A 2,097-nucleotide genomic window follows, 5' to 3' on the forward strand; every position below is an offset into this window, starting at 1 on the left:
GGGGCGCGCGGTGGTTGTTCGTGGTGTTTGAAATTTTCGTGGGGGGGGGGGCTTAGCCCCCCCCCGGCCCCCCCCCCGGGGGGGCCCCCCCCCCCGCCCCCCCCCCCCGCGCGTTTTCCGGACACCGCGCCCGCGCGTTTTCCCGGATTCCGTTCCCTGCACCCTCTTGAGCCGACCGATCGTTCGGTTACCCTGTGACGTGTCCCGTCCTCCCTCCTGAGGAGCGCACAGATGTCCGCAGCGGTCACCCACCCCCTCGTCGGCGAGCTGGTCGAGCGCCACCAGGCCACCCTGGACGCCGCCCTCGACGCCGCCGCCAAGCGCGACTACTGGTCGCCCTACCCCGAGTTCCCGAAGGCGTACGGCGAGAGCGGCCCGGCGGACGGCAAGGCCGCCTTCGACGCCCTGCTCGGCAAGCCGTTCACCCTCGACGGCCACCCCGCCGACGGCGACCTGGTCGGCGGCGAAGCCTCCCCGTACGGCATCGAGCTGGGCATCGGCTACCCGCACGCCGAGCCGGACGCGCTGATCGCCGCGCTGATCGCCGCCCGGCCCGACTGGGCCGCCGCCACCCCGCTGGAACGCGCCGCCGTCTGCCTGGAGATCCTGCACCGGATCAACGCCCGCTCCCACGAGTTCGGCCAGGCCGTCATGCACACCACCGGCCAGGCCTACGGCATGGCCTTCCAGGCCGGCGGCCCGCACGCCCAGGACCGCGGCCTGGAGGCGGTCACCTACGCCTACGCCGAGCAGACCCGGCTGCCCCGCCGGGCCGGCTGGACCAAGCCCCAGGGCAAGCGCGAACCGCTGGTGATGACCAAGGAGTTCACCGTCGTCCCGCGCGGCCTCGCACTGCTGGTCGGCTGCAACACCTTCCCCACCTGGAACGGCTACCCCGGCCTGTTCGCCTCGCTGGCCACCGGCAACCCGGTGCTGGTCAAGCCGCACCCGCGCGCCGTGCTGCCGCTCGCGCTGACCGTCCGGACCGCCCGCGAGGTGCTCGCCGAGGCCGGCTACGACCCCAACCTGGTCTGCCTGGCCGTCGAGCACGAGGGCGGCACCGTCGCACAGACCCTCGCCGTCCGCCCCGAGATCCGGCTGATCGACTACACCGGCTCCACCGCCTTCGGCGACTGGCTGGAGGAGCACGCCAAGCAGGCCGAGGTGTACACCGAGAAGGCCGGCGTCAACGCGGTCGTCATCGACTCCACCGACGACTACAAGGGCATGCTCGGCAACCTGGCCTTCGCCCTCTCGCTCTACAGCGGCCAGATGTGCACCACCCCGCAGAACCTGCTGATCCCGCGCGGCGGCATCGCCACCGACCAGGGCGACAAGTCCTACGACCAGGTCGTCGCCGACCTCGCCGCCGCCATCGACCGCCTGCTCTCCGACGACGCCCGCGCCGCCGCCATCCTCGGCGCCGTGGTCAACCCGGGCGTGCTGCAGCGCTCGGCCGCCGCGGCCGGCGGCGAGTACGGCGAGCTCGCCCTCGCCCCGCGCGCGGTGACCTCGCCGGACTTCCCCGGCGCGACCGTCCGCACCCCCGCGCTGGTCAAGCTGGACGCCGACAAGCCGGACGACCGCGCGGTCTTCCGCACCGAGTGCTTCGGCCCGGTCTCCTTCGCCGTCGCCGTCGAGTCCACCCCCGCCGCCGTCGAACTGCTGCGCACCACCGTCCGCGACAAGGGCGCCATGACCGCCTCCGGCTACACCACCTCGCCCGAGGTGGAGGGCCTGCTGGTGGCGGCCGCGCTCGACGCCGGCGTCTCGCTCTCGCTCAACCTGACCGGCGGCGTCTACCCCAACCAGACCGCCGCCTTCTCCGACCTGCACGGCACCGGTGCCAACCCGGCCGCCAACTCGGCCTACTGCGACGGCGCGTTCGTCGCCAACCGGTTCCGTACCGTGGAGGTCCGCCGGCACGGCTGAGCGCCGTCCCGGCCCCGTCCGATCCGCTCCGGGCCCCGGCGGTCACCCACCGCCGGGGGCCGGCGGGTGCCACCACCCCCCCGGGCCGGGGTGTTGGTGTCGGGGGGTCCCCCGGACACCGCGGCCCACCCCCCGCCCCACACCGGGGGCTGTCACAAGACCCCC

Annotated in this window: 1 protein-coding gene; it reads left to right on the forward strand. The window is 74.4% G+C overall.

What is annotated here, in order from left to right; genetic code table 11:
* Positions 1–231: 231 nt before the first annotated feature.
* Positions 232–1,932, forward strand: coding sequence for a phenylacetic acid degradation protein PaaN (paaN, locus tag ACFV6I_RS04395; RefSeq protein WP_380343288.1), 1,701 nt, complete (start codon positions 232–234; stop codon positions 1,930–1,932).
* The last annotated feature ends 165 nt before the right edge of the window (positions 1,933–2,097 follow it).

It is taken from the genome of Kitasatospora sp. NPDC059803, assembly GCF_042732255.1.
Lineage (GTDB): Bacteria > Actinomycetota > Actinomycetes > Streptomycetales > Streptomycetaceae > Kitasatospora.